This is a genomic window from Palleronia pelagia (assembly GCF_900110115.1).
Taxonomy (GTDB): Bacteria; Pseudomonadota; Alphaproteobacteria; order Rhodobacterales; family Rhodobacteraceae; genus Palleronia; species Palleronia pelagia.
In genome coordinates, this window is sequence record NZ_FOCM01000006.1 from 60,585 (window position 1) to 84,391 (window position 23,807).

The 23,807-nt window shown below is 68.5% G+C and carries 25 protein-coding genes; 12 read left to right on the top strand and 13 right to left on the bottom strand.

The genetic code is table 11. From position 1 onward, the window contains the following. Positions 1 to 16 precede the first annotated feature (16 nt). Entirely contained in the window at positions 17 to 1,057 is a 1,041-nt protein-coding gene (locus BMX96_RS13250; RefSeq protein ID WP_073127816.1) for a LacI family DNA-binding transcriptional regulator, read from the top strand. A gap of 35 nt (positions 1,058 to 1,092) precedes the next feature. On the opposite strand, the gene mnmD is transcribed toward BMX96_RS13250, so the two are convergent. Further along, entirely contained in the window at positions 1,093 to 1,746 is a 654-nt protein-coding gene (mnmD, locus tag BMX96_RS13255) for a tRNA (5-methylaminomethyl-2-thiouridine)(34)-methyltransferase MnmC2 (RefSeq protein ID WP_091845933.1), read from the bottom strand. Positions 1,747 to 1,815: 69 nt separating this feature from the next. Here mnmD and BMX96_RS13260 point away from each other — a divergent pair, with 69 nt between their 5' ends. Further along, positions 1,816 to 2,850: an NAD(P)/FAD-dependent oxidoreductase gene (locus BMX96_RS13260; protein ID WP_091845934.1), complete on the top strand. Its 1,035-nt coding sequence runs from the start codon at positions 1,816 to 1,818 to the stop codon at positions 2,848 to 2,850. Between the two features lie 97 nt (positions 2,851 to 2,947). Here BMX96_RS13260 and ald read toward each other — a convergent pair whose 3' ends face one another. Beyond that, positions 2,948 to 4,063 (bottom strand): alanine dehydrogenase, encoded by a 1,116-nt coding sequence (ald, locus tag BMX96_RS13265; RefSeq protein WP_091845935.1) that lies wholly within the window; start codon positions 4,061 to 4,063, stop codon positions 2,948 to 2,950. Between the two features lie 136 nt (positions 4,064 to 4,199). Here ald and BMX96_RS13270 point away from each other — a divergent pair, with 136 nt between their 5' ends. Continuing rightward, positions 4,200 to 4,661 carry an Lrp/AsnC family transcriptional regulator gene (locus BMX96_RS13270; protein WP_091845936.1) on the top strand — a complete coding sequence of 154 codons (462 nt, stop codon included), beginning with the start codon at positions 4,200 to 4,202 and terminating at the stop codon, positions 4,659 to 4,661. On the opposite strand, the gene BMX96_RS13275 is transcribed toward BMX96_RS13270, so the two are convergent. The 3 genes from BMX96_RS13275 to argH are packed head-to-tail and all read right to left on the bottom strand — an operon-like array spanning position 4,658 to position 6,555. After that, entirely contained in the window at positions 4,658 to 4,960 is a 303-nt protein-coding gene (locus tag BMX96_RS13275; RefSeq protein WP_073127831.1) for a DUF2834 domain-containing protein, read from the bottom strand. The genes BMX96_RS13270 and BMX96_RS13275 overlap by 4 nt on opposite strands. After that, positions 4,960 to 5,112, bottom strand: coding sequence for a hypothetical protein (locus BMX96_RS19665; protein WP_175481747.1), 153 nt, complete (start codon positions 5,110 to 5,112; stop codon positions 4,960 to 4,962). The genes BMX96_RS13275 and BMX96_RS19665 overlap by 1 nt, the downstream gene beginning before the upstream one ends. Before the next feature lie 33 nt (positions 5,113 to 5,145). After that, entirely contained in the window at positions 5,146 to 6,555 is a 1,410-nt protein-coding gene (gene argH, locus BMX96_RS13280; RefSeq protein WP_091845937.1) for an argininosuccinate lyase, read from the bottom strand. 24 nt (positions 6,556 to 6,579) lie between these two features. Between argH and BMX96_RS13285 the strand changes: the two genes are divergently transcribed. Then, positions 6,580 to 7,125, top strand: coding sequence for a TlpA disulfide reductase family protein (locus BMX96_RS13285; protein WP_236737068.1), 546 nt, complete (start codon positions 6,580 to 6,582; stop codon positions 7,123 to 7,125). Here the strand turns inward: BMX96_RS13285 and BMX96_RS13290 are convergent. Continuing rightward, positions 7,122 to 7,691 (bottom strand): DNA-3-methyladenine glycosylase I, encoded by a 570-nt coding sequence (locus BMX96_RS13290; protein WP_091845938.1) that lies wholly within the window; start codon positions 7,689 to 7,691, stop codon positions 7,122 to 7,124. The two genes, BMX96_RS13285 and BMX96_RS13290, sit on opposite strands and share 4 nt — an antisense overlap. 88 nt (positions 7,692 to 7,779) lie before the next feature. Here BMX96_RS13290 and BMX96_RS13295 point away from each other — a divergent pair, with 88 nt between their 5' ends. The 5 genes from BMX96_RS13295 (at position 7,780) to phbB (ending at position 12,288) form a co-directional block, all read left to right on the top strand. After that, the gene (locus BMX96_RS13295) at positions 7,780 to 8,628 is read left to right on the top strand and encodes an EAL domain-containing protein (protein WP_236737069.1); all 849 of its coding nucleotides are present in this window, start codon (positions 7,780 to 7,782) and stop codon (positions 8,626 to 8,628) included. 123 nt (positions 8,629 to 8,751) lie between these two features. Beyond that, positions 8,752 to 9,270, top strand: coding sequence for a hypothetical protein (locus tag BMX96_RS13300; protein ID WP_091845940.1), 519 nt, complete (start codon positions 8,752 to 8,754; stop codon positions 9,268 to 9,270). Positions 9,271 to 9,464: 194 nt separating this feature from the next. Then, complete coding sequence (locus BMX96_RS13305) at positions 9,465 to 10,640, top strand: acetyl-CoA C-acetyltransferase (RefSeq protein WP_091845941.1); 1,176 nt, start codon at positions 9,465 to 9,467, stop codon at positions 10,638 to 10,640. A gap of 48 nt (positions 10,641 to 10,688) precedes the next feature. Next, positions 10,689 to 11,543 (top strand): patatin-like phospholipase family protein, encoded by an 855-nt coding sequence (locus tag BMX96_RS13310; protein ID WP_091845942.1) that lies wholly within the window; start codon positions 10,689 to 10,691, stop codon positions 11,541 to 11,543. 22 nt (positions 11,544 to 11,565) lie between these two features. Continuing rightward, on the top strand, positions 11,566 to 12,288 hold the full coding sequence (gene phbB, locus BMX96_RS13315) for an acetoacetyl-CoA reductase (protein ID WP_091845943.1): 723 nt from the start codon (positions 11,566 to 11,568) through the stop codon (positions 12,286 to 12,288). 247 nt (positions 12,289 to 12,535) lie between these two features. On the opposite strand, the gene BMX96_RS13320 is transcribed toward phbB, so the two are convergent. The 3 genes from BMX96_RS13320 to BMX96_RS13330 form a co-directional block, all read right to left on the bottom strand. After that, the gene (locus tag BMX96_RS13320; protein WP_073127845.1) at positions 12,536 to 12,700 is read right to left on the bottom strand and encodes a YdcH family protein; all 165 of its coding nucleotides are present in this window, start codon (positions 12,698 to 12,700) and stop codon (positions 12,536 to 12,538) included. 103 nt (positions 12,701 to 12,803) lie between these two features. Then, entirely contained in the window at positions 12,804 to 13,559 is a 756-nt protein-coding gene (locus BMX96_RS13325) for a tRNA1(Val) (adenine(37)-N6)-methyltransferase (protein ID WP_091845944.1), read from the bottom strand. Beyond that, positions 13,540 to 13,755, bottom strand: coding sequence for a putative signal transducing protein (locus BMX96_RS13330; RefSeq protein ID WP_091845945.1), 216 nt, complete (start codon positions 13,753 to 13,755; stop codon positions 13,540 to 13,542). The genes BMX96_RS13325 and BMX96_RS13330 overlap by 20 nt, the downstream gene beginning before the upstream one ends. Positions 13,756 to 13,805: 50 nt before the next feature. Here BMX96_RS13330 and BMX96_RS13335 point away from each other — a divergent pair, with 50 nt between their 5' ends. Beyond that, positions 13,806 to 14,795: a polyprenyl synthetase family protein gene (locus tag BMX96_RS13335; RefSeq protein WP_091845946.1), complete on the top strand. Its 990-nt coding sequence runs from the start codon at positions 13,806 to 13,808 to the stop codon at positions 14,793 to 14,795. Here BMX96_RS13335 and BMX96_RS13340 read toward each other — a convergent pair. The 3 genes from BMX96_RS13340 to BMX96_RS13350 form a co-directional block, all read right to left on the bottom strand. Then, complete coding sequence (locus BMX96_RS13340; protein WP_091845947.1) at positions 14,792 to 15,616, bottom strand: 4-(cytidine 5'-diphospho)-2-C-methyl-D-erythritol kinase; 825 nt, start codon at positions 15,614 to 15,616, stop codon at positions 14,792 to 14,794. The two genes, BMX96_RS13335 and BMX96_RS13340, sit on opposite strands and share 4 nt — an antisense overlap. Further along, positions 15,609 to 17,300: a tetratricopeptide repeat protein gene (locus BMX96_RS13345; RefSeq protein WP_091845948.1), complete on the bottom strand. Its 1,692-nt coding sequence runs from the start codon at positions 17,298 to 17,300 to the stop codon at positions 15,609 to 15,611. The genes BMX96_RS13340 and BMX96_RS13345 overlap by 8 nt, the downstream gene beginning before the upstream one ends. Positions 17,301 to 17,448: 148 nt before the next feature. Further along, positions 17,449 to 19,101 carry an electron transfer flavoprotein-ubiquinone oxidoreductase gene (locus BMX96_RS13350; RefSeq protein WP_091845949.1) on the bottom strand — a complete coding sequence of 551 codons (1,653 nt, stop codon included), beginning with the start codon at positions 19,099 to 19,101 and terminating at the stop codon, positions 17,449 to 17,451. Between the two features lie 226 nt (positions 19,102 to 19,327). On the opposite strand from BMX96_RS13350, the gene greA reads away from it, so the two are divergent. Continuing rightward, complete coding sequence (gene greA, locus BMX96_RS13355; RefSeq protein ID WP_091845950.1) at positions 19,328 to 19,798, top strand: transcription elongation factor GreA; 471 nt, start codon at positions 19,328 to 19,330, stop codon at positions 19,796 to 19,798. A gap of 31 nt (positions 19,799 to 19,829) precedes the next feature. Next, a complete protein-coding gene (locus BMX96_RS13360; protein ID WP_091845951.1) occupies positions 19,830 to 20,864 on the top strand; it encodes a hypothetical protein in 1,035 nt (344 codons plus the stop codon). A 293-nt stretch (positions 20,865 to 21,157) separates the two neighbouring features. On the opposite strand, the gene BMX96_RS13365 is transcribed toward BMX96_RS13360, so the two are convergent. Beyond that, positions 21,158 to 23,770 (bottom strand): TIGR02302 family protein, encoded by a 2,613-nt coding sequence (locus BMX96_RS13365; RefSeq protein ID WP_091845952.1) that lies wholly within the window; start codon positions 23,768 to 23,770, stop codon positions 21,158 to 21,160. Between the last annotated feature and the right edge of the window lie 37 nt (positions 23,771 to 23,807).

Genomic DNA, 23,807 nt, shown 5'->3' on the forward strand with positions numbered 1-23,807 from the left:
AAACCGCGAGACCGCCATGAACGATACTCCCACGATCCCGCCCCGCCGCCCCCTGACGCTGCGCGACGTGTCCGAGGCGTCGGGCGTCAGCGAAATGACCGTCAGCCGCGTCCTGCGCAACCGCGGCGACGTCAGCGCGGCCACCCGCGACAAGGTGCTGGATGCGGCCAAACAGCTTGGCTACGTGCCCAACAAGATCGCGGGCGCGCTGGCCTCGTCGCGGGTGAACCTGGTGGCGGTCATCATTCCGTCGCTGTCGAACATGGTCTTCCCCGAGGTGCTGGCCGGCGTCGCCGAGGCCCTGGACGGGACCGAGCTTCAGCCGGTGGTGGGCGTGACCCATTACAGCCCCGAGCAGGAAGAGAAGGTCCTTTACGAGATGCTGTCCTGGCGGCCCTCGGGGGTCATCATCGCGGGCATCGAGCATTCCGAGCAGAGCCGCCAGATGATGCGCGCCACGGATGTGCCGGTGGTCGAGATCATGGACGTGGACGGCGATCCGGTGGACGCGGTGGTCGGCATCTCGCACCGCCGCGCCGGCCGCAAGATGGCCGAGGCGATCCTGAAGCAGGGCTTCGAGAATATCGGCTTCCTCGGGACGCAGATGCCGCTGGACCACCGCGCCCGCAAGCGGTTCGAGGGGTTCACCGAGACGCTGGCCAAGGCCGGGCTCGAGGTCATGGACCAGGAATTCTACTCGGGCGGATCGGCCTTGCTGAAGGGCCGCGAGATGACGAAGGCGATCCTGGATCGCTCGCCCGACATCGATTTCCTCTACTATTCCAACGACCTGATCGGGGCGGGCGGCCTGCTCTACTGCACCGAGCAGGGCTTCGACATTCCCGGCCGGCTGGGCCTTGCCGGATTCAACGGGGTCGAGCTGTTGCAGGGCCTGCCGCGCAAGCTGGCCACGATGGACACCGAACGACAGGCCATCGGCCGCGAGGCCGCGCGCATCGTCGCGGCGCGCGCCGGCGGGGCGCCCGGCGGTGGCGAACGGATCGAGATCGAGCCGAAGGTAACGCTGGGCGACACGCTGCGCCGCTACAAGCCGTAGTCCGGGGCCGAACGCGTCCCCGGTGGGGAGTGTGATCAGCCTGCCAGCGTCGCGCGGGTCATGTGCCGCTTGCGACCGAAGCCGGGCGTGCGCGTGACGTCGAACCCTGCCGACTGAAGCGCCCGGCGCACGTGTCCCGCCGCCGAATAGGTGGCCGCCGTCCCGCCCGGCGTCGTGTGCGCGGCGACCTCGGCCAGGATCTCGGGCGTCCACAGCGCCGGGTTCTTGGCGGGCGAGAAGCCGTCGAGAAACCACGCATCCGCGCGCTCGGTCCATGCGGGCAGGGTCGTCTCGGCGAATCCCTCGACCACGTGCAGGTCCAGCCCCGGCAGGCTGATCCGCCGCGCGCCCGCCCTCCATGCGTCGACCAACGCCTCGGCCCGGTCCGCCAGAACCGGGAAGGCCCCCAAGGCGCGCGCCATGTCGTCGGCTGCGATCGGGTGCGCCTCGAAGCTGGTGAACCGCAGGTCGCCCGATTGCCCGCTCTCCTGCCACGCCACCCAGGCGGCCAGCGCGTTCAGGCCGGTGCCGAAGCCAAGCTCGCCGATGTGAAAGCCCGGGGCGAAGCGCGCGGGCAGGTCGTTGCCACGCAGGAACACGTGATGCGTTTCATCCAGCCCGTGCGCGAAGGAATAGTAGGGATCGTCGTAGATCTCGCTGACGGGCACGCCGTCCTGCCACTGGGTCATGGGCCATCCCTTGCCGCTTCGCGTCGACCCGATTACCTGACGGGACCACGCGCGGAAAGGGGATGCGACATGCAGGACGTTACCGTCTACGGCGCGGGCATCTTCGGGCTGTCGGTGGCCTGGGCGTGCCTGACCCGCGGCGCGCGGGTGCAGGTGATCGACCCCCACGGCCCCGGCGCGGGCGCGTCGGGCGGGATCGTCGGCGCGCTGGCACCCCATGTCCCCGAGAACTGGAACCCGAAGAAGGCCTTCCAGCTCGACAGCCTGCTGGCGGCCGAAGGCTTCTGGGCGGCGGTCGAGAATGCGGGCGGCGTGGCGTCCGGATACGGGCGCACCGGCCGTATCCAGCCCGTCGCGGACCCGCAGGCGCATGACCGGGCCGACGCGCGCGGCGCGGGGGCGCGCGACCTGTGGCGGGGGCAGGCCGCGTGGTCGGTCACCGATGCCGCAAGCGACCCGTGGGGCGTCGCGGCGCCCTTGGGCGTCGTCATCCACGACAGCTTGACCGCGCGCATTCACCCGCGCCGGGCCTGCGACGCGCTGGTTGCCGCCATCCGCGCGCGCGGGGGCGCGGTGCTGGGCGAGGGGCGCGCGCGGGGCGCCGTCGTCTGGGCCACCGGTGCCGCGGGCCTTCAGGACCTGTCCCGGGAGCTTGGGCAGGAGGTCGGCCGCCCGATCAAGGGGCAGGCGGCGCTGCTCAAGCTGGACATGGGCGATGCGCCGCAACTGTTCGTGGACGGTCTGCACGTGGTGCCCCATGCCGACGGCACGGTGGCCATCGGCTCCACGACCGAGCGGGACTACGACGATCCTTCGGGTTGCGACGCCTTGCTGGACGACGTGGTGGCGCGCGCCCGCGCGACGGTGCCAAGGCTGGCCGGGGCGCCCGTGATCGCGCGCTGGGCCGGGCTGCGCCCCCGCGCCCGGTCGCGTGCGCCGATGCTGGGGGCGTGGCCGGGACGGCCCGGCCATTTCGTCGCCAATGGCGGGTTCAAGATCGGCTTCGGCATGGCGCCGGGCGTGGCCGGGGTCATGGCCGCGCTCGTGCTGGACGGGCGGGACGGAATCCCCGAGGGCTTTCGCCTGGAGGACAGCCTGCGCTGAGGGGGCGCCGCCCCCCGTCCGCTGCGCGGACTCCCCCCGAGGTATTTTGGGAAAGATGAAGCGGCGGGGCGACCGGGACGGTGCCGCGCCCTCCGGCTCAGGCGAGAACGGTGTCGAGCGCCACGTGATCGCGGCCCAGCGCCTCGGCCACCGGGGCGTTGGTGATCTGGCCCGCGTGCACGTTCAGGCCTTGCGCCAGGTGCGCGTCGTCGCGGCAGGCCTGTTTCCAGCCCTTGTCGGCCAGCGCCAGCATGAACGGCATGGTCGCGTTGCCGAGCCCGATGGTCGACGACCGCGCGACCGCGCCGGGCATGTTCGCCACGCAGTAATGCAGGATGCCGTCGACCTCGAAGATCGGGTCCTGGTGGGTGGTCGCCTTCGACGTCTCGAAGCAGCCGCCTTGGTCGATCGCCACGTCCACCAGCACCGCGCCGGGCTTCATCGTGGACAGCATGTCGCGGGTGACGAGCTTGGGCGCGGCGGCGCCGGGGATCAGCACCGCGCCGATGACCATGTCGGCCTCGGCCACCGCCTCGGCGATGTTGCCGCCCGAGGCATAGCGGGTGTTCATGTCGCGGCTAAAGAGCTCATCGAGCTGGCGCAACCGGGGCAGCGACTTGTCGAGCACGGTGACGTCCGCGCCCATCCCGGCGGCGATGCGCGCCGCGTGGGTGCCGACGACGCCGCCGCCGATCACCACGACGCTGGCCGGCGTGACGCCGGGAATCCCGCCCATCAGCACGCCGCGCCCGCCATTGGCCTTCTGCAGGGTCCAGGCACCCATCTGCGGCGCCAGGCGGCCCGCGACCTCGGACATGGGGGCGAGCAGCGGCAGGCCGCCACGCGCGTCGGTCACCGTTTCATAGGCGATGCAGGTGGCGCCCGATTTCAGCAGGTCGTCGGTCTGCGCCGGATCGGGGGCCAGGTGCAGGTAGGTGAACAGCAGCTGGCCCTCGCGCAGCATGGCGCGCTCGGCGGCCTGCGGCTCCTTCACCTTCACCACCATCTCGGCGCGCTCGAAGATCTCGTCGGCGGTCGCGACGATGCTGGCGCCCGCGTCGGCGTAGTCCTCGTCCGGGAAGCCCGCGCCCAGGCCGGCACCCGACTGGATCAGCACCTCGTGGCCGTGGCTCACCGCCTCGCGCGCGGCGTTGGGCGTGATGCCGACGCGGAATTCCTGGGCCTTGATCTCGGTGGGACAGCCAATGCGCATAATCTTCTCCTCGTGTCCTGGGTTGCGCGGAGATTAACGCCGTCGGGACGGGAGTGCTTTGAATTCCCTGCGTGCGATGGCATCATTCCGGCAAGATCCGTGCGCTATCACGGATAATCGCAGGAGAAATGATCGCATGATCGGCCTCGACCAGATGGATCGCCGAATCCTCGCGTTGCTGCAGCGCGAGGGGCGGCTCACCAATGCCGAGCTGAGCGAGCGGGTGGCGCTGTCGCCCTCGGCCTGCCACCGGCGCGTGGCGCGCCTGGAACAGGCGGGGGTCATTCGCGGCTACGTCGCGCTGCTGGACCGCGCCGTGCTGGGGCGGCGCACCACGGTCTTCGTTGAGATCACGCTGTCGGGGCAGGCGGACGAGGTGCTGGACGCGTTCGAAGCGGCGGTGGCGCAGATCCCCGAGGTGCTGGAATGCCACCTCATGGCGGGCACGGCCGATTACCTGCTGAAGGTCGTGGTCTCGGATACCGAGGATTTCGCCCAGCTGCACCGCCGCCACCTGGCACGGCTGCCGGGGGTGGCGCAGATGCAGTCGAGCTTTGCCCTGCGCCGCGTGCGCGAGACGACGGCGATCCCGGTCTAGGCCTTGCGCATCCGCAGGAACAGGTAGAGCGGCAGGCCGCAGCTGACCCCGATGCAGAAGGTCGCCGGGATGGCGACCAGGTCCAGCCAGCGGCGGCGGCCGATCGCCTCGATCAGGATCCAGACGGTCAGGGTGATGGCGGCGATGGTCAGGTCCCAGACCAGCCCGGTGGTCGATTTGTTCACGTACCAGGCGTCGATCAGCTGACCCAGCGAATTGCCGTCGGCCATGTAGCCCAGGAACCAGTACATCGGGTGGATCGCACCCCAGACGGCCAGGGCCAGGAAAATCCAGCGCATCAGAAGCTGCCGCCGCTGATGCCGATCTCGGCGGTGCCCGATACGGCGATGCCGCCGCGCCGCGCGGGGTCGTCCACCACCGGTTCGGGCGGCGCGTCGGCCCCGCAGGCGGCAAGGGTGGCAAGGGCGATCAGCGCGGCGATGCGGGTCATGGCGGGCCTTCGGTCAGGTGCGATGCCCTCAAACTAGGCGTGGGGCGAGGCTTCGGCCAGTGTCTTGCGCCAGCGGGTCACCTGCGCGCGCACGTTGGCGGGCGCCGTGCCACCGTAGGACGTGCGCGAGGCCACCGAATTGTCCACGCCCAGCACGTCGAAGACGGCCTCGGTGATGGCCGGGTGCGCGTTCTGCATGTCCTCCAGCGTGAGGTCCGGCAGGTCGCAACCACGGCGTTCGGCCAGGGCCACCAGCGCGCCAGTCACGTGGTGCGCGTCGCGGAACGGCAGGCCCGCCTCGCGCGTCAGCCAGTCGGCCAGGTCCGTGGCGGTCGAGAACCCGTGCGACGCGGCGGCGCGCAGCGCCTCGCGGTTGGCGGTCATGTCGCCCACCATCCCCGTCATCGCCGCCAGTGCCAGCATGAGCGAGTCGGCGGCGTCGAAGGTCTGTTCCTTGTCCTCCTGCATGTCCTTTGAATAGGCCAGCGGCAGCCCCTTCATCACAGTCATCAGCGCCACCTGCGCGCCGAAGATCCGCCCCAGCTTGGCGCGCAGCAGCTCGGCCGCGTCGGGGTTGCGTTTCTGCGGCATGATCGACGACCCGGTGGACCAGCGGTCGGACAGCGACACGAACCGGAACTGGGCCGAGGACCAGATCACCAGCTCTTCGGCCAGGCGGCTCAGGTGCATGGCGGTGATCGAGGTGGCCGACAGGAACTCCAGCGCGAAATCGCGGTCGCTGACGGCATCCAGCGAATTGGCGCAGGGCCGGTCGAAGCCCAGCGCGTGGGCCGTGGCGTCGCGGTCCAGCGGGTAGGACGTGCCGGCCAGCGCGGCGGCGCCCAGGGGGCTTTCGTTCATCCGCGCGCGCGCGTCGCGCAGGCGGCCGATATCGCGGTCGAACATCTCGGCATAGGCCAGCATGTGGTGGCCCCAGGTCACCGGCTGCGCGGTCTGCAGGTGGGTGAAGCCGGGCATGACCCAGTCGGCGCCCGCCTCGGCCTGGTCGACCAGCGCCGTCTGCAACGCGCGCAGTCCTTCCATGGCCGCGTCGCACTGGTCGCGGACCCAGAGCCGGAAATCGGTGGCCACCTGGTCGTTGCGCGACCGGCCCGTGTGCAGGCGCCCGGCAGGCTCGCCGATCATCTCCTTCAGGCGGGCCTCGACATTCATGTGGATGTCTTCCAGCGCGGCCGAGAACGGGAAGTCGCCGGACTCGATCTCTGACAAAACGGTGAGAAGGCCTTCCCGGATCGCCTCGGCATCCTTACTGCTGATGATGCCTTGGGCGGCCAGCATGGCGGCGTGGGCGCGCGACCCCGCGATATCCTGCGGGGCCAGGCGCCGGTCATAGGCGATCGAGGCGTTGATCGCCTCCATGATCGCGTCGGGACCGGTGCTGAAGCGTCCGCCCCACATCGCGTTGGAAGTCTTGTCGGCCATGTTGAGAAGCCCCCGGAGGACGTTGTGAAATTTCTGACCCTCGCCCTTTATCTGGGCCTCGCCACGATCGCAAATGCCGAGCCCGCCGCCTGGTCGGACCTGCGCCAGGGGGACATGCGCAAGCTGGTGTTCCACGACACGCCCCGCGCGGTCACCGACGCGACCTTCACGACCCCCGACGGCGCGGAGCGCCGGCTGTCGGACTACGCGGGCAAGTGGGCGCTGGTGAACTTCTGGGCATTGTGGTGCGCCCCCTGCCGCGAGGAGATGCCGGCGCTGGATACCCTCAACGCCGAGATGGGCGGCGAGGATTTCGAGGTCGTGACCATCGCGGTCTGGCGCAACGCGCTGCCCGCGATCGAGGATTTCTTCGCCGAGCACGAGATCGGGACGCTGCCGATCCTGCTGGACCCCGACCGTAGAGTGTCTTCGGCCATGGGCGTGCTGGCCATGCCGATCACCGTCCTGCTGAACCCCGAGGGGCAGGAAGTCGCGCGCATGACGGGCGACGCCGACTGGGCGGGCGACGACGCGCGGACGCTTCTGCAGGGTGTGATGAACGGCGGCTAGCCCATGGCCGCGACCGCATCGTGCCGTGGGCACGGGACAAGGTGGTCGTTGAAAAAGCCCGAGGCCTGCATGAAGGCATAGACGATGGTCGGCCCGCAAAAGCCGAAGCCCCGCGCCTTCAGGTCCTTCGAGATGCGTTGCGACAGCGGCGTCTGCGCCGGAACCTCGGCCATGCTGTGGAACCGGTTCTGCACCGGGCTGCCATCCACGAAATCCCAGAGGTAGTTCGAGAACCCCCGCTCGGCTTCGATCTGCTGCCAGGAGCGGGCATTCTTGATCGCCGCCTCGATCTTGCCGCGGTGGCGCACGATGCCCGGGTCCTGCGCCAGCCGGTCGACCTCGGCCGTGCCCCAGGTGGCGATCTCGTTTGGGTCGAACCCGTTGAACGCCGCGCGGAAATTGTCGCGCTTGCGCAGGATGGTGATCCAGGACAGCCCCGCCTGGAATCCGTCCAGCACCAGCTTCTCGTATAGCGCGCGACCGTCATACTCGGGCACGCCCCATTCCTTGTCGTGGTAGGCCACGTAAAGCGGATCGTCGCCGCACCAATCGCACCGTTCCCCCATACCGCGCCCCCTTATCGGCGAAAATTGTCCGTTTTACCCTGCGTTAGCCGCCGTCGGTCATTCTGCGCGCAGTCAGATGAGGCAGGCCATGATCCACCCATTTTCCCCGAAGCCCGGCGCGACGACGGCATCGCCGGACCCGCTGAGCTTTGCCGTGGCCGCGCGGGATCGCGACACCGTCGCCATGGTGACGCGCGCGGTGGACGAAGACAACGTCATGCTGGCCTTCCAGCCCGTGGTGCCCGCGCTGCGCGACGACCGGCCGGCCTTCTACGAGGGGCTAATCCGCCTGCTCGACGCCTCGGGCCGGATCATCCCCGCGCGCGATTTCATGTCCACGGTCGAGCCGACCGAGCTCGGACGCCGCATCGACACCCTGTCGATCACCCACGGGCTCGAGGTGCTGCATCACCGCCCCCGGCTGCGGCTGGCGATCAACGTGTCGGCCCGCTCCATCGGCCATTCCCCGTGGCTCGAAGCGCTGGAGCGGGGGATCACGCGCGATCCCACGGTGGCCGAGCGGCTGATCCTCGAGATATCCGAGCGCTCGACGATCGAACTGCCCCAGATGGTCGGCGATTTCATGCAGGCGATGCAGCTGCGCGGGCTGAGCTTCGCGCTCGATGATTTCGGCGAGGGGTATACCTCGCTGAAATATCTCAAGGATCTCTATTTCGACATCGTCAAGATCGACGGCCAGTTCGTGCGCGGCATCGCCGGGAACCCCGACAACCGCGCGCTGATCAAGGCCATCGTCTCGATCGGGCGCCATTTCGACATGGTGACCATCGCCGAACAGGTCGAAACCCGGGCCGACGCCGCCGCTTTGGCCAAGCTGGGGGTCGATTGCCTGCAGGGCTACTATTTCGGCGCACCCACGATCCGCCCCCGCTGGGAACCTGCTGGGGCGCCGCCTAGAAAGGGGTCGGACCCGTAAACAATGGATCGGTTCTCGCCTAGTGGTGTGGCAGGGTAGCTCTTGAAGCGCCCAGTCCCGGCAGCGCTGAAATACCGGCGGTCATCTTCGACCAAGCTATCCAATAATTCAAAGGGGTGGGAGATGCCTGACTACTCACAGGACCATCCCGGGATGAGCAGGGAACGCGATGAAGTGATGCCAATCGAGCATTTTCACAGCGTTCTCGTCGGGTACCTCATGCATTGGCACCGCCTTTCGCTCGACGCTTCGTTATTTTTTGCAACCGCGAGCCTTACGCTCACCGCTGTAGCCTTGTCCAACTCGAATTTGGCCAGCGAAAGAGCGCTGACCGTCAGCTTTATGCTTATCATGATTGCGGTTGCTGGCGGAGTGGTAACCAAGACAATCATGCGTCAGATGATGGCTTTGAGGTCCGCCATTCAGAAGCTTGACGAAGCAGGCGGTGCGTTCAGCACGGGGGCTCACCTCAAATGTTCGACTGTTTATCCGATGCACTGGAAGGTGCCGGCCGAAAAAACGTGGCATGACCCGATCAAGCCAATCGTTCTGGCCTCAACGGTTCTGCTTCCCTTGGCGCTCGCGTGTATGATTATTGCTTCAGCGCTGGGCCTGATCGAGATGATCGCGATCGCGCTATAGTCAGGGATGAAGCCAGCATTCGGGGTTGGCCATAACCAGAACTTCTGCGTTCGTCTCAGTGGCGGAAAGCATCGGTTGTGTCCTTTATGACACTGGCATAGGGTCTGCGTGACGATCCCGGCGGCGCTGCTACGTTGTACCGCGGCGGCCCGCCCGGGCGACCAACGAACCGCACGCAGCAAAAGGGTAATCCCATGACCAATGTCGTTATCGCGTCCGCAGCCCGCACTGCCGTGGGCAGCTTCAACGGATCCTTCGCCAACACGCCCGCCCACGATCTCGGGGCCAAGGTGTTGGAAGAAATCGTTGCGCGGGCCGGCATCGACAAGGCCGACGTGTCCGAAACCATCCTCGGCCAGGTACTGACCGGCGGCCAGGGCCAGAACCCGGCGCGCCAGGCCCACGTGAACGCCGGCCTGCCCATCGAATCCGCCGCCTGGGGCATCAACCAGGTCTGCGGCTCCGGCCTGCGCGCCATCGCGCTCGGCGCCCAGCACATCCAGTTGGGCGATGCCCAGGTCGTCGCCGCCGGCGGCCAGGAAAACATGTCCATGAGCCCCCATGTCGCCAACCTGCGCCAGGGCCAGAAGATGGGCGACATGAAGTTCATCGACTCGATGATCCGCGACGGCCTGTGGGACGCCTTCAACGGCTATCACATGGGCCAGACGGCCGAGAACGTCGCCGAGAAATGGCAGATCAGCCGCGAGGAGCAGGACAAGTTCGCCGCGATGAGCCAGAACAAGGCCGAGCGTGCCCGCGCCGAGGGCAAGTTCAAGGACGAGATCGTTCCCTTCACCGTCTCGACCCGCAAGGGCGACACGGTGGTCGACGCGGACGAATACATCCGCGAGGGCGCCACGCCCGAGGGGATGGCCAAGCTGCGCCCGGCCTTCACCAAGGACGGAAGCGTCACCGCCGGCAACGCCAGCGGCATCAATGACGGCGCCGCCGCCGTTCTGCTGATGTCCGCCGACGAGGCCGAGCGTCGCGGGGTCGAGCCGCTGGCGCGCATCGTCAGCTATGCCACCGTCGGGCTCGACCCGTCGATCATGGGCACCGGCCCCATCGGCGCGTCGCGCAAGGCGCTGGAAAAGGCGGGCTGGAAGCCGGGCGACCTGGACCTGGTCGAGGCGAACGAGGCTTTCGCCGCGCAGGCCTGCGCCGTGAACAAGGACATGGGCTGGGACCCCGAGATCGTGAACGTGAACGGCGGCGCCATCGCCATCGGCCACCCCATCGGTGCCTCGGGCGCCCGGATCTTCAATACCCTGCTGTTCGAGATGCAGCGCCGTGGCGCCAAGAAGGGCCTTGCCACCCTGTGCATCGGCGGCGGCATGGGCGTGGCCATGTGCGTCGAACGTCCCTGACCCAGGCCGCCGCGCGCCCGCCGCGCGGCCCCGAGCCGGAGACCGTCGATGGCTGACCAAGCGACATGGTTCGATCAGGTCGTCTTTTCCGGGGGCGGGACGCGCTGTCTGTGGCAGGGTGGCTTCATGGACGTGCTGAAGCAGGAAATCCCGATCACGCCCGAGCGCATCACGGGCGTGTCGGGCGGTGCGTTGACCTGCTGCGGCTTCCTCACCTCGCGCGGTCCCGAAATCCGCGACCTGATGATGGAGACCTTCGCGGCGCATGACCGCAACGTGCCGCTGCACGAACCGTTCGACGAGGTCGACGGGCATTCCCCGCACCAGCGCATGTATCAAGAGGTGGTCAGCCGCGCCGTGGGCGATCCGCAGGCCGCTCGGCAGATCGCCGACGGGGTCTCGGTCCAGATTCTGCTCGGGCGGCCCCCGAAGGATGGCTGGGCCAAGCTGTCTGGCGCCATGATGACCATGGTTTACGAGGCCGACACCGTTATCCGGTCGAACCCTCACCTCGCCTGGGCGGAAATGACCGGCATGGGATCTGACCTTGTTGACGCTAACGCCGCCGCGCGGGACGGCAAGCTCGTGGATCTCGTCTGCGCTGCCGCGACCATCCCCCCGGCGTTCGAGCCGCCGCTGTGGGACGGTCGTCCGGCCATCGACGCGGGGATGATCGACCAGGCGCCGCTGCCCCGTCCCGATCGCGGAAGAACGCTGATCCTGCTGACAAAAGAGTTCCGCGACATACCTCAACACGACGACCGGATCTACGTGATGCCGTCCCGGGAAGTGGCGGCCGACAAGATCGATTTCACCGATCCGGACAAGCTGGCCCTGACCTGGGAGCAGGGGGAGGAAGACGCCCGGCGGCTGTTGGCCGACGGCACGTTGATAAGAAACTGAAACCAACGAGGAGGAGAAAGACATGGGACGCGTAGCAATCGTGACCGGCGGCACCCGGGGCATCGGGGCGGCCATCGCCAAGGCGCTGAAGGCCGAGGGGCACACCGTCGCCGCCACCTATGGCGGCAACGACGAGGCCGCGAAGGCCTTCACCGACGAGACGGGCATCCCGACCTACAAGTGGGACACGGGCGACTACGACGCCTGCAAGGCGGGGATCGAAAAGGTCGAATCCGAGCATGGGCCCGTCGAGATCCTGATCAACAATGCCGGCATCACCCGCGATGCCCCGTTCCACAAGATGACGCCCGACCAGTGGAACCAGGTCATCGGCACCAACCTGACCGGCGTGTTCAACATGACGCACAATGTCTGGAACGGCATGCGCGACCGCGGCTTCGGCCGGATCGTGACCATCAGCTCGATCAACGGGCAGAAGGGCCAGTTCGCCCAGGCCAACTATGCCGCGGCCAAGGCGGGGGATATCGGCTTCACCAAGTCCCTGGCCCAGGAAGGCGCGAAGAAGGGCATCACCGTGAACGTGGTCGCGCCCGGCTACATCAACACCGACATGATGAGCACGATCCCGGACAAGGTGATGGAGTCCATCGTCGGCGGCATCCCGGTGGGGCGCCTGGGCGAGCCGGAAGAAATCGCGCGCTGCGTGAGCTTCCTGTGCGGTGACGACGCCGGGTTCATCACCGGGTCCACGATTTCCGCCAATGGCGGCCAGTACATGACCTGATCCGGGTCCCAGGGCGGGGCGCGTTGCCGTCCCGTCCGCCCTCATCCGGAAATCTGCCCCGCAGATTTTCCGGGGGACGTGCACCACGTGGCCCGTTCCCACCGTAACGCCGATGGACCCGCCTAATTCCACTCAGGCGGCGGCAAGGCGCGGATTTTCGCAAAGAATTTAAGACGAGATCGACGCCGGGAAGGCGGATCCGGTCACCAAGAGCGCTGGCGATGTCGCCAGCGCCAAGTTTGTCCGATCAGTGGGTCAGACGTTCGATCTGCTCTTTCAGGCGAAGCTTCTGCTTCTTGAGATCTGCAATGCGGATGGTGTCGCTTCCGGGGCTCCGTTGCTCGGACTCGACCAGCTCCGAGAGGTGTTGATGTTTCTTCCGAAGTTCCTGCACATGCGAACTCAAAGCCATCGAGATCCTCCTTTTTTGCTGAGACTCGTATTGAGCCACAAAATCGGAAAAAAGTCACGCGGCTGTCGCCTGATCGTTACAATGCGACGCGGTTTTACGCAATTTACGGCAAGGGCGCGCCGTCTCGCAGCACCGCACGAATGGCGGGCGCGTAATCCTCGCCGTCTTTTCCGTGACTTGCACCGTCGTGCATGACGACGGGCGGGTGCAGCACCAAAGGCGTTTTTCCGCCCTTCCGTCCGCTCACGATGACCAGCGAGGCGGCCCGCCCCGTCCGGGGCTGCAGGGGGCGGATCGCGAGGCTACCCAGATTCGCCGCCATCGCGCCCAGCAGATCGGCCAGCCGGTCGGCCCGCTGGATCACCGTCATCAGCCCCTTGGGGGCCAGCCTGCGGGCGCCTGTTTCGATCCAGCGCGCTAGCGGCAGGTCCTCGCGATGGGCGGTGGCGCGGTCGGCGCCCCGGGGCGGCGTGCCCGACCGCGGGGCGTAGTAGGGCGGGTTGGCGACGACGTGGTCGAATCGCCGCTGCCGCACCGGTTCGGGCAGGTCGGCCAGGTCGGCCGTGTGGATCCGCGCCGTCAACCCGTTTCGCACGGCATTGGCGCGGGCCAGTGCGGCATACCCGTCCTGCACCTCGACCCCCGTCAGGTCCAGCCCGTCCACCCGGGTGGCCAGCGCGAACAGCGCGCAGCCGACCCCGCATCCCAGCTCGAGCACCGATTGCCCCGCGCGCGCCGGCACGGCTGCGGCCAGAAGCACCGGGTCGACGCCCGCACGGTATCCCCTGCGCGGCTGTTCCAGCACCAACCGCCCGCCCAGGAACGCGTCGCAGCTGGTCTCAGCGTCCGAAGTCGACATCGTTGTCCTGCAGCACGGCGGTGGCGCGGAAGTGGTCCCGATCGGCCACCATCAACCGGCGCGGCAATATGCCGAGGCTGCCTTCCAGCACGCTCATATGGACGTCGAGTTCAAAGCATTCTATCCCCTCGCCCTGAAGAAGTGCCTTGGCGAAGGCGATGCTGGTCGGGTCGCTGCTGCGCATGAGTTCCTTCATGGGGCGAGCGATACAAAGGCGCCATTGCCTTGTCGAGAAGCGGAGACCACATGGACGCACAGGTCAAACCCCACGAACGCCTGGCCCACGCGCTGGCCGAGCCGCTGGCCGAGGTCGACGCGATGATCCGCGCCCGCATGGCCAGCGAGAACGCGCCGCGCATCCCCGAGGTGACCGACCACCTGATCGGGGCGGGCGGCAAGCGTATCCGGCCCATGCTGACGCTCGCCGCCGCGCGGATGAACGGATATCTCGGCCCCTACGACGTGCATCTGGCGGCGACGGTGGAGTTCATTCACACCGCGACCCTGCTGCACGACGACGTGGTGGACGAATCCGGCCAGCGGCGCGGGCGGCCCACGGCGAACCTGCTGTGGGACAACAAGTCCAGCGTGCTGGTGGGCGACTACCTGTTTGCCCGGTCGTTCCAGCTCATGGTCGAGACGGGCTCGATGCGGGTGCTCGACATCCTCGCGAATGCCGCCGCCACCATTGCCGAGGGCGAGGTGCTGCAACTCACCGCGATGTCGGACCTTTCGACCGGGGAAGAGACCTACCTGAAGATCGTGCGCGGCAAGACGGCGGCGCTGTTCTCGGCCGCGACCGAGGTCGGGGGCGTCATCGCGGGCGCGCGGCTGGACCTGGTGCAGGCGCTGGAGCGCTACGGCGACGCGTTGGGCATCGCGTTCCAGATGGTCGACGACCTGCTGGACTGGCAGCGCGGCGACGATATCGGCAAGAACGTGGGCGACGATTTCCGCGAACGGAAGATGACCCTGCCGATCATCCGCGCCGTGGCCGCCGCCGAGGGCGAGGAATGGACCTTCTGGGTCCGCACGATCGGGCGCGGCAAGCAGGAGGACGGCGATCTCGAGCGGGCCGAGGAACTGCTGCACCGCCACGGTGCGCTGGACGGCACCCGCGAAACGGCGATCGCCTGGGCCGAGGACGCGAAAGAGGCGCTGTCGCCGCTTCCCGATAACGAGCTTCGGGACATGCTGCGCGACCTGGCCGACTACGTGGTGGCGCGCATCCGCTAGGCCAGCGCCGTGGCCCGCACCCACCAGCCCGGATGCGCCGCCGCCAGCGTCTCGGCGGCCACGCGGGCTTGCGGCGCGGCGGTGTAAAGCGCGAAGCAGGTCGCCCCGCTACCCGACATGCGCGCGATCAGCGGCTCGGTCGCCTGAAGCCGCGCCAGAACGACCCCAATGGCGGGGCAGGCGGAGCGGGCGGGGTCCTCAAGGTCGTTACGCTGCGCCGACAGCCATTCAGCCAGCGCGCGGGCGTCGGACCACGGCGCGGGGCGGGGCAGGGGCGCGTTGTCGGTCGTCGTCAGCCCCCGGAACACGTCGCCGGTGCCGACCGCCACGCCGGGGTTCACCAGCACGGCGTGCAGCGGCGGCAGCGCCGGCAACGGCTCCACCCGCTCTCCGATCCCTTCCATCAGGCCGGCGCGGCCCAGCAGGCACACGGGCAGGTCGGCACCGATGCGCTCCGGCGCCCCCGGAAAGGCGCGCCCGTCCATCGCCCACAGCGCGCGCAGGGCTGCCGCCGCGTCGGCCGTACCGCCGCCGATGCCCGAGGCCGGGGGCAGGTTCTTTTCCAAGGTGAACGCGGCGGGCGGGCCGTCCGTGGCCATGGCGGCCTTCAGCACGAGGTTCGAATCGTCGGTCGGAACCCCTTCGGCGAAGGGGCCATCGACGGTCAGCGACCAGTCGTCGGCGGGGGATGCCGTCACCCAGTCGCCCACATCGGCGAAGGCCACCAGCGACGACAGCATGTGATAGCCGTCATCGCGGCGGCCCGTGACGTGCAGGGCCAGGTTGATCTTCGCGGGGGCGAAGAACCGGCCGTCAGCCACCGTCTTCGGCCACGAGCGGGGTGCCGTCTTCCTCTTCCAGAACCACGTCCAGCCCGACTTCCAGCTTGCGGCGGATGCGGTCGGGATCGACCTCGTCGTTCTGATCGTTCTCGACGAAGCTCAGCGCGCGCTGCCACTGGAACCGCGCCTCGAGCTTGCGGCCCACCATCCAGTAGACGTCGCCCAGGTGGTCGTTCACCACCGGGTCCACGGGCATCAGCGCCACGGCGCGTTCCATGGGTTCCACCGCCTCGTCGAAGCGGCCCAGGCGATAAAGCCCCCAGCCGAGCGAATCGACGATGGCGCCCGATTGCGGGCGCGCCTCGACGGCGCGTTCGATCATCGACAGGGCCTCTTCGAAATCCTCGCCCCGCTCCAGCATGGAATAGCCGAGATAGTTCAGCACGGCGGGGCTGTCGGGGTTCAGGTCCAGCGCCCGGCGGAAATCGGACTTGGCCGCTGGCCAGTCGTCCAGCCGTTCATGGGTCACGGCGCGGGCGAAGAAGGCGACCCAGAAATCCGGCTCGTCGCCCGAGAACAGGTCGATGGCGTCGGTATAGGCCTCCTGCGCCTCGGCATACATCTCCTCGTTGCGCAGGGCGTCGCCCAGCGTCATGTGCACCATGGCCACGTCGGGATGTTCCTCGGCCATCTGCCGCAGGACGGCGATGCCTTCCTCGGGGCGCCCCGCCGTCGCCAGGATCTCGGCGCGCCCGACCTCGGCCGCGGTGAAGGCCGGGTCGTCCTCGGGCACGGCGGCCAGCGCCTCGATGGCCAGGTCGTACTGCTCCAGCTGTTCCAGCAGCGACGTGTTCATCAGCAGCGCCTCGACATGGTCGGGGCGCAGATACTCGACCACGCGACCGTAAAGCAGCGTGTAGGCCGGCGCGGCCTCGGACAGCAGGACATTGGCGATGTCGAAGGCCAGTTCGGCCGTGCCGGCGGTGGCGTCGGGCGCGATGGTGAAGTCCAGCGTCTGGCCTTCGGCGATGGCCTCCTTCATCGCTGTCAGCGGCGCATCCAGCGTGCCGCCCCCGAAGCCCGCGTCCAGGACCGCCGCCGCCTCGTCGAAGCGGCCCACCTGCGTCAGCACCTGCGCATGGGCCATCAGCCCGCGGCGGGTCAGTTGCAGGTCGTCGGTGGAAAACAGCGCCTCGGCCTCGTCGAACCGCCCGAGCGAGGCCAGCGCCAGGCCCTTGTGGTAGGTGCCGTAGGCCGCCAGCCCGTCTTCCTCGGCCACGGCGTCGAAGGCGGCGAGCGCGGCGTCGACCTGCCGGTCGCCGATCAGCGCCCAGGCCTTGGCCAGCCCGTCGAACAGGGGGCCCACGGTCATGCCCGCATCCATGTCGGCCAGGATGTCGGCCCAGTCGCCCTGCTTGGCCCGCTCGGTCAGCAGCGCAAGGTTGGCCAGTTGCGACGTGCCGCCTTCCTGCGCCAGCCGCAGGGCGATGGTGTCGGCGCGGTCGATCTCGCCCAGCGACATGAACGCGCCGGTCAATTGCTCGAGGATCGCCAGGTTGTTGGGATCCTGCAGCATGGCCTGGGTCAGGTAGCGCGTCGCCTCGCGATAGTCGTTGTCCATCTGCGCCTGGCGCGCGGCCAGGTAGGCGCCCGGGTTCACGTCGGCCAGGACGGCGGGGGCGGGCAGGCTCAGCGCTGCGGCCAGGAGAAGCGGGCGAAACATGGCGGTCCTTTCAGCATGGTGCCTTGCGCGACAAGGTAGCCACGACCCGACCCGACGGCAATGAAGGGCCCGGTGAAAAGAACGTGGGGCGCGGCACCACGCCACGCCCCACACTTGTCTTCGGTGCTGCCCGGGCGGCGATGCCCGCTCACATGTTCGGGTAATTCGGCCCGTCGCCGCCCTGCGGCGTGGTCCAGACGATGTTCTGGTGCGGATCCTTGATGTCGCAGGTCTTGCAGTGGACGCAGTTCTGGAAGTTGATGACGAACCGGTCCTCGCCGGTCTTGTCGTCCTTCACGAACTCGTACACGCCCGCCGGGCAATACCGCTGCGAGGGGCCCGCATACTTGGGCAGGTTCACCTCGACGGGCACCGCCGCGTCCTTCAGCTTCAGGTGCGCGGGCTGGTTCTCGTCGTGGTTGGTGTTGGCGAAGCTCACATTGGTCAGCCGGTCGAAGCTGATCTTGCCGTCGGGCTTGGGATACTCGATCGGCTTGTGCCTGGACGCGGGCTGGGTGGCCGCCGCGTCGGTCTTGCCGTGCTTCAGCGTGCCCAGCAGCGAGAACCCGGCCGTGTTGCACCACATGTCGAAGCCGCCCACGGCCAGCGACGCGGTCAGGCCGTATTTCGACCACAGCGGCTTGACGTTGCGCACCTTTTTCAGGTCCTGGCCGATCGCGCCCTCGCGCACCTCGGTGTCGTAGGTCTCCAGCGTGTCGGACGCCCGGCCCGCTTCGAGCGCGGCATGCGCCGCCTCGGCCGCCGCCTTGCCCGACAGCATGGCGTTGTGGTTGCCCTTGATGCGCGGGACGTTGACCATCCCCGCCGCGCAGCCCAGCAGGGCGCCGCCCGGGAAGGCCGTCTTGGGCAGCGACTGGTATCCGCCCTCGGTGATCGCCCGCGCGCCGTAGCTGATGCGTTTGCCGCCGGTCAGCAGCTCTTTCACGTAGGGATGGTGTTTGAACTGCTGGAACGCCAGGTAGGGGTTCACGTGCGGGTTCTCGTAGCCCAGGTGCACGACGAAGCCCACGTAGACCTGGTTGTTGTCCAGGTGATAGATGAAGGACCCGCCGCCCGCGGTCTTGCCCAGCGGCCAGCCCATGGTGTGCACGACCGAGCCTTCCTTGTGCTTCTCGGGGTCGATCTCCCACAGCTCTTTCATACCGAGCCCGTATTTCTGCACGTCCGAGCCGGAATCGAGCGCGAACTTCTCGATCACCTGCTTCGACAGCGACCCGCGCACGCCTTCGCCCAGCAGCACGTACTTGCCGTGCAGCTCCATCCCCGGCTCGTACCCGTCGCCCTTGGTGCCGTCGGGCGAGATGCCGAATTCGCCGGCCACGACGCCCTTCACCGATCCGTCCTCGGCATAAACCAGCTCGGAGCAGGCCATGCCCGGGAAGATCTCGACGCCCAACTCCTCGGCCTGTTCGGCCATCCAGCGGCAGACATTGCCCATCGAGACGATGTAGTTGCCGTGGTTGTTCATCAGCGGCGGCATCAGGCCGGTGGGGATGCCCACCTTGCCCGACTCGCCCATGTAGAAGAACTTGTCGGACTTCACCGGCGTCTTCAGCGGCGCGCCCTTGTCCTTCCAGTCGGGGATCAGCGCGTCCAGGCCCACGGGGTCCAGCACGGCCCCCGACAGGATATGCGCGCCGACCTCGGAGCCTTTTTCCAGCACCACGACCGACCGTTCGGGGTCGAGCTGTTTCAGGCGGATCGCCGCCGACAGGCCGGCGGGGCCGGCGCCGACGATGACGACATCGTATTCCATCGCTTCGCGCGTGATCTCGGACATGGGGGCTCCTCACGGAAATTCCGGTTCTTGGCTTGGTATAAGGGGGGGCGACCGGGGGTCAATTGTGACACTGCGTTGCGCCTGCCCCGCGACGTGGCGTCGAAAGGCCGGCGATGGCCCGCTGGAACGCGCATTCCGGCCCCGTTGCTTGACTTTGCCCGGCCCGCTTGAATTAACAGGGGGAAGACCCCCACGTCACATCGATACCCAAAGACGAGCGATCCCGATGGAAAAGATTGCACTGACCCGCGATGGCCAAGCGGCCCTGAACGCCGAACTGAAGCATCTGAAAAGCGAAGAACGCCCGGCCATCATCCGCGCGATCTCCGAGGCGCGCGAACATGGCGACCTGTCCGAGAACGCCGAATACCACTCGGCCAAGGAAAAACAGTCGTTCATCGAGGGCCGCATCAAGGAGATCGAGGGCATCCTGTCGCTGGCCGACGTCATCGACACGTCGAAGCTGTCGGGCTCGATCAAGTTCGGCGCCCACGTCACCCTGGTGGACGAGGATACCGACGATGAGAAGACCTATCAGATCGTGGGCGAACCCGAGGCCAATCTCGAAGCCGGCAAGCTGAACATCAAGTCGCCGCTGGCCCGTGCCCTGATCGGCAAGGAAGAGGGCGACAGCGTCGAGGTGCGCACGCCCGGCGGCGAGAAATCCTACGAAATCCTCAGCGTGGTCTACCGCTGAGCCGACGCTTTCGCGAAAGGGGCGCGGTGCCATGTCCGACGATTCGGGCCTGAACTTCCCGCAGGATGCCGCCGACCGCATCGGTCGCGTGCAGAAGATCGGCGGCGGCGCTGCGCTGGGCTGGTCGATCCTGTGCGCGATCTTCTTCGTGCTGATCGGCCGCAGTGACGGTGAAACCTCGGGGATGCTGGCCGCGATCCTCGTGGTCATGGCGCTGGTGCTGCCGCTGGCCCTGATCCTCGTGGCGACCGCCCTGGCAGTCCAAAGCGCGCGCAGCGACGGACGCGCGCTGGCGCTGCGCCACGCCATTTCCGCCGGGCGTCGGCAGGCCCTGCCCGAGCCGCCGAGCGTCGACCTGTCGCCCATCGAGGCTCAACTGGCCGAGCTGTCCAGCCGGATTGAGGACGTGGAAATCTGGCTCAGCGACCGGGCCGGTGCCATCGACACGATGGCACAGCAGGCGGCTGCCCCCACCCCCCCGCCGGTGCCATCCGAGGATGCTGCCGTGACGGTGCCCGGTCCTGCGCCGGAGGAGAGCGATCCCGACGCGCCCGACCTTGGCCTGTCGCCCGCGCCCGAGCCAGGCTCCGGGCCGCTCTCTCTCGACACCCTGATCCGCGCACTGGAATTCCCGTCGGACGCCAATGACCAGGCCGGCTTCGACGCCATGCGCGCCGCGTTGCAGGACCACCGCGCGGCCCAGCTGGTGACGGCGGCGCAGGACGTTCTGACCCTGCTCAGCCAGGACGGCCTCTACATGGACGACATGCCACCCGACCGCGCGCGGGTCGAGCTGTGGCGCGCCTTCGCCGACGGCCTGCGGGGCGGCGAAGTCGCCCCCCTGGGCGGCATCCGCGACGAAGAGGCGCTGGCCATCTGCATCTCGCGGATGCGCAGCGACACGATCTATCGCGACGCGATGCACCATTTCCTGCGGCTGTTCGACCATCGCTTCGCCGAGATCGCGCCCGAGGCCAGCGACGCGCAGATCGCCGCGCTGACCGACACCCGCTCGGCTCGCGCCTTCATGCTGCTCGGCCGCGCGACGGGCATCTTCCAGGGCTGAAGGGCTCTCACCGCACCCCTACTATCTGAACGACCGGCCGGTGACGCGGCCTGAGGGCTTGGCCGCGACCGGTTCGCGGACGGCGTTCCTCGGACCGGCTGTGATCTCCCGCAGCGGCGCTGGCGTGCCTGACCCGCGGGGCGCGATCAGGACGTCCGCGCTCGGCGGGAAATAAACGTCACGTGGATCACCTTGCGGCGATCCGCGAGGTGACCGTTTCGCTGTTCTTCAGCACTTAGCGACAAGAGGGCAAAGCCGACACTTGGCCTTGCCACGAGGCGAAACGCGCGGCCTCAGAACCGGTCCAGCAGGCGGCGCAGGTAGTCGCGTTCGGCCTCGGGCCGGGCCTGCTCGCCCGAGCGGCGGCGGATCTCGTCCAGCAGTTCTTCGGCGCGGCGATAGACATCTTCCTGGCCCAGCATCTGCTCTTCCGAGCCCATCTGACCGTTCTGCCCCGCCTCGCGGCCCAGCGGGTCGCGTGACCGGCCGTTTGGGTCGCCCTCGGCGGTGGCCTGACCCTGTCCCTGGCCTTGCTGCTGTTGCTGCTGGTTCTCGGCCAGGGCTTCGCCCAGCGACCGCATCCCTTCGCGCAGGGCTTCCATGGCTTCGGACTGGTCGTCCAGCGCGCGGGAATAGTCGCGCTCGCGCAGGGCTTCCTCGGCGCCGTCCATGGCGCGGCCCGCGCGGTCCAGCGCGTCGCGCGCGGCGTCGCCGGCCTCGGTGCCTGCGCCGGGCAGGTTGCCCTCCTGACGTCGCAGTTCGTCGCGCAGGGCCTGCTGGCGCTGGGCAAGCGAGTCGCCCATCCCCTGCTGGCCGTTCTGACCCTGCTGGCCGCCCTGGCCCTGTTGCTGGCCTTGCTGCTGACCCTGGCCGGGCTGCTGGCCCTGCTGGCCTTGCTGGCCCTGACCTTGCTGCCCCTGTTGCTGGCCCGGCTGCTGACCCTGTTGACCCTGCTGCTGGCCCTGTTGGCCCTGCTGGCCGAACTGCTCCTGCAGGTCGCGGAAGGCTTCGTCGCTCAGCTCCTGCTGGTCGCGCAGGGCCTGCTGCATGTCCTGCATGGCCTGCTCGCCGGGGCTGGGTTCGCCCTGGCCGCCCTGGGTCACCTGCATGTTCTCCATCATGCGGTTCAGCTGTTCCAGAAGCTGCTGCGCCTCGGCCATGCGACCCTGCTCCATCAGCTCCTGGATGCGGTCCATCATCTCCTGGATCTGGTTGCCGGTGATCTGCTGGCTCTCGCCCTGGGCCTGCTGCTGTTCCTGACCCTGGCTCTGCTCGGCCAGCTGGCGGATGTAGTCCTGCGTCGCCTCGCGCAGTTCCTGCATCAGCTCGGCGATCTCGGCCTCGTCCGCGCCGTTCTCGATGGCTTCGGACAGGCGCTCCTGGGCGCGGCGCAGGCGTTCCAGCGCGTCGGCCAGGTCGCCGTATTCCAGCTCCTGCGCGATGTCCCAAAGCTCGGCCGCGATCTCCTCCTGCCGCTCGACCGACAGGGGGCCGTCGGCGATGCCGGATTCGAGGCGCCGGATCACCACCCGCAGCCGCAGGTAAAGGCTCTGGTCGCGGAACGCCTCTTCGGGGCGCCACGACACGGCGCGCAGGATCTGGGCCACCCGGCGGGCGTTGTCGCGCGCCCACAGAAGGTCGCGGCGCTGTTCGATCACGGCCTTGGCCATCGGGTCGAAATAACGCAGGCCGGCAAGATCGGCCGAGACCGCACCGGTGCCGCCTTCCTGTCCCAGTTCGTCCGACACGACATAGCGCAGCGTCACGGGCAGGTTCGCCCAGGGGTGTTCGCTGAAATTCTCGATCAGGGTGCCCGTGAACTCGGACCGGTCGCCGCTGATGGGCAGGGGCAGGTCCACGACCAGCGGGTCGCGCGGGTCGGGGTCGGCGGCAAGGCCGTAGCGGCGGTCGATCGCATCCATGTCCAGCGTGATCTCGACCTGGCCGCCGGTCACGCCGTAATCGTCGCTGGCCGCGAAGGGCTGGCGGAATTCACCCGATTCGCCGCGCTCAGGCGTGCCGGTGACCTCGATCGCCGGGGGGGCGTCGGGGGACAGGTCCACGTCGAAGCTGCGCCCGCCCGGGCCGTCGATGGCGATCTCGCCCGGTTGCATGACACGGAAACTCTGGACCGGGGCGGCGGCGCTGCCCGGGTCGCCGATGGCCGCCGACACGGTTTCCGACACCGTCAGATCGCCCGCCGCGCCGTAAAGGCGCAGCGTGACATCCGCGCCCTCGGGCACCGTGATCGGCCCGTCGGGCATGTCGGCCAGGTAAAGCGACGGCAGGCCGGTATAGGCCGGCGGCTCGATCCAGCCCTCCCAGCTCGGGCCCGAGGCCATGGCGGGGCCGCCCGGCCCCATCTGCGCCACGCTGCCCACCCGCAGGAAGGATCCGAACAGCAGCGCCACGGCGAAGGCCAGAAGCGCGACGTATCGCAGCGCGAAAGGGTCGCGCGCGGCGATGCGCAGGTCGGGCTCCACCGCGCGGGCGGCGCGGATGCGGTCGGCCATGCGGGCCAGGTGCGCCTCCCATATGGCGCGCGAGGCGGCATCGGTTCCGCCGATGGCCTGCGCGTCCGACAGCGCGGTGATCGGCCGGCCGGGCAGCGATTCGTCCAACCGCACCAGGGCATCGGTCTCGCTGGGCCAGCGGAAGCGGCGGATGCCGAGGACAAGCGCGACCAGCGCCGCCAGCCCGGCGACGAGCGCAAGGCCCCAGACCAGCTCCAGCGGCAGGGCATCCTGCACCCCCAGCATCAGCGCGGCCAGAACGGCAAGGCAGATGGACCACAACGGCCAGAAGGCGCGGGTCATCCGCTCGGCCAGAAGGCCGGCGCGGGTGAGGGTCAGCGGTCGCCGCAATCCGCGGCGGGCGATCTCGGGCAGGCGTGTCGAAGGTTGCATGAAACTCCGCGACGGCAGGCGGCGCCGACGGCGGAGG

Coding starts and splice junctions, on each gene's coding strand:
- BMX96_RS13360 (WP_091845951.1), top strand. CDS start 19,830: ATGTCCGACGATTCGGGCCTGAACTTCCCGCAGGATGCCGCCGACCGC.
- BMX96_RS13365 (WP_091845952.1), bottom strand. CDS start 23,770: ATGCAACCTTCGACACGCCTGCCCGAGATCGCCCGCCGCGGATTGCGG.
- BMX96_RS13295 (WP_236737069.1), top strand. CDS start 7,780: ATGATCCACCCATTTTCCCCGAAGCCCGGCGCGACGACGGCATCGCCG.
- BMX96_RS13335 (WP_091845946.1), top strand. CDS start 13,806: ATGGACGCACAGGTCAAACCCCACGAACGCCTGGCCCACGCGCTGGCC.
- argH (WP_091845937.1), bottom strand. CDS start 6,555: ATGGCCGACAAGACTTCCAACGCGATGTGGGGCGGACGCTTCAGCACC.
- BMX96_RS13250 (WP_073127816.1), top strand. CDS start 17: ATGAACGATACTCCCACGATCCCGCCCCGCCGCCCCCTGACGCTGCGC.
- BMX96_RS13260 (WP_091845934.1), top strand. CDS start 1,816: ATGCAGGACGTTACCGTCTACGGCGCGGGCATCTTCGGGCTGTCGGTG.
- greA (WP_091845950.1), top strand. CDS start 19,328: ATGGAAAAGATTGCACTGACCCGCGATGGCCAAGCGGCCCTGAACGCC.
- BMX96_RS13270 (WP_091845936.1), top strand. CDS start 4,200: ATGATCGGCCTCGACCAGATGGATCGCCGAATCCTCGCGTTGCTGCAG.
- BMX96_RS13305 (WP_091845941.1), top strand. CDS start 9,465: ATGACCAATGTCGTTATCGCGTCCGCAGCCCGCACTGCCGTGGGCAGC.
- BMX96_RS13325 (WP_091845944.1), bottom strand. CDS start 13,559: ATGTCGACTTCGGACGCTGAGACCAGCTGCGACGCGTTCCTGGGCGGG.
- phbB (WP_091845943.1), top strand. CDS start 11,566: ATGGGACGCGTAGCAATCGTGACCGGCGGCACCCGGGGCATCGGGGCG.
- BMX96_RS13350 (WP_091845949.1), bottom strand. CDS start 19,101: ATGTCCGAGATCACGCGCGAAGCGATGGAATACGATGTCGTCATCGTC.
- BMX96_RS13330 (WP_091845945.1), bottom strand. CDS start 13,755: ATGAAGGAACTCATGCGCAGCAGCGACCCGACCAGCATCGCCTTCGCC.
- mnmD (WP_091845933.1), bottom strand. CDS start 1,746: ATGACCCAGTGGCAGGACGGCGTGCCCGTCAGCGAGATCTACGACGAT.
- BMX96_RS19665 (WP_175481747.1), bottom strand. CDS start 5,112: ATGACCCGCATCGCCGCGCTGATCGCCCTTGCCACCCTTGCCGCCTGC.
- BMX96_RS13290 (WP_091845938.1), bottom strand. CDS start 7,691: ATGGGGGAACGGTGCGATTGGTGCGGCGACGATCCGCTTTACGTGGCC.
- BMX96_RS13310 (WP_091845942.1), top strand. CDS start 10,689: ATGGCTGACCAAGCGACATGGTTCGATCAGGTCGTCTTTTCCGGGGGC.
- BMX96_RS13345 (WP_091845948.1), bottom strand. CDS start 17,300: ATGTTTCGCCCGCTTCTCCTGGCCGCAGCGCTGAGCCTGCCCGCCCCC.
- BMX96_RS13300 (WP_091845940.1), top strand. CDS start 8,752: ATGCCTGACTACTCACAGGACCATCCCGGGATGAGCAGGGAACGCGAT.
- ald (WP_091845935.1), bottom strand. CDS start 4,063: ATGCGCATTGGCTGTCCCACCGAGATCAAGGCCCAGGAATTCCGCGTC.
- BMX96_RS13320 (WP_073127845.1), bottom strand. CDS start 12,700: ATGGCTTTGAGTTCGCATGTGCAGGAACTTCGGAAGAAACATCAACAC.
- BMX96_RS13275 (WP_073127831.1), bottom strand. CDS start 4,960: ATGCGCTGGATTTTCCTGGCCCTGGCCGTCTGGGGTGCGATCCACCCG.